Source organism: Mesorhizobium sp. M0166, from assembly GCF_040322255.1.
Classification (GTDB): domain Bacteria; phylum Pseudomonadota; class Alphaproteobacteria; order Rhizobiales; family Rhizobiaceae; genus Mesorhizobium.
The window spans coordinates 1-1,291 of record NZ_JAMYTD010000105.1; the positions used below are offsets into that span (position 1 = coordinate 1).

Consider the following 1,291-nt stretch of genomic DNA (forward strand, 5'->3'; position numbering starts at 1 on the left):
GAGCAGCCATGAAGTATTTTGCCGGACTTGACGTGTCTTTGGAAGATACCGCGATTTGCGTGGTCGACGCGGCTGGGCGGATCGTGAAGGAAGCGCGCGCGGCGAGCGAGCCGGAGGCGTTGTGCAACGCCCTGCGGAAAGTCGATCTGCCGCTGGAGCGGATCGGGCTGGAAGCGTGTTCGCTGACGGCCTGGCTTCACGACGGGCTGTGCGCCGGCGGCCTGCCGGCTATCTGCATCGAGACGCGGCGGGCCAATGCGGCGATGAAGACGATGCCGAACAAGACGGATCGGAATGACGCCCGGGCGCTGGCGCAGATCATTCGCACCGGCTGGTATCGGCAGGTGCATGTGAAGAACCGGCGGTGCCGGCTTTGGAGATCTCTCCTCGTCACCCGCCGCACGGTGCTGAATGAAATGCGCACCATCGAGAACGTGATCCGGGCGATCCTGCGGGAGGCCGGCATCAAGCTGGGCAGGCCGTCGCGAACCGCCTTCGCCGGTCGTGTGCGCGAGTTGGCCGGCACAGATCCGGTTGTAATGCCGCTGGTTGAGCCGCTGCTAACGATCCTCGCCACAATGCTGGGAGAGTTCGTCCGCCTGACGAAGCAGGTTCTCGGTCTCGTTCGCAAGGAAGAGGTCTGTCGGCGGCTGATGAGCGTTCCAGGTGTCGGGCCGATCACCGCGCTCTCCTTCCGCGCCACGATCGACCGGCCGGACCGCTTTCGCCGCTCGCGGGACGTCGGCGCGCATCTGGGACTGACCCCGGCGCGCTACCAGTCCGGTGAGACCGATATCCAGGGCAAAGTTAGCCGCTGCGGGGACGAACTGGCCCGCACAGCGCTTTACGAAGCAGCTCATACGCTGCTCGTGCGCAGCAAGAAATGGTCGAGCCTGCGCGCGTGGGGCATGAACGTCGCCAAGCGGCGCGGTATGGCGCGAGCCCGTGTCGCGGTTGCCCGAAAGCTCGCCGTCATCCTCCATCGCATGTGGAGCGACGCGACCGAGTTCCGCTACAGCAAGGAACCCGGTCTCGTATCGGCATGAAACGGACAACGGACAAATGAAGAAAGAGTTTCGCCCACAAGGGTGATCCTGGATCGTTCCCGTGGGGACGATGGGCAAGGCGATCTCGTTAGCAGGCACGATCCTGGGGCAAACTTTCCAAGGTCGTTCAACAGATTGAGACGCCTCGCTCTCCTGACCCCATCATGCGGCGGCCCTGCGCCGACCGCGAAGAGAAGCGAGTGACCCGCGGGGCGACACGGTCCGAAAAAACGAAACAGGAGCTT

General features: G+C 64.1%; 1 protein-coding gene. It reads left to right on the top strand.

The window, feature by feature from the left end; all coding sequences use genetic code 11:
* The first annotated feature begins 8 nt into the window (after nt 1-8).
* Nucleotides 9-1,046, top strand: a complete 1,038-nt coding sequence (locus NKJ46_RS34595; protein WP_352671821.1) for an IS110 family RNA-guided transposase — start codon at nt 9-11, stop codon at nt 1,044-1,046.
* Nucleotides 1,047-1,291 lie beyond the last annotated feature (245 nt).

Bases quoted from the DNA above. Each gene is read 5' to 3' on its own strand.
- NKJ46_RS34595 (WP_352671821.1), top strand. From the start codon at position 9: ATGAAGTATTTTGCCGGACTTGACGTGTCTTTGGAAGATACCGCGATT.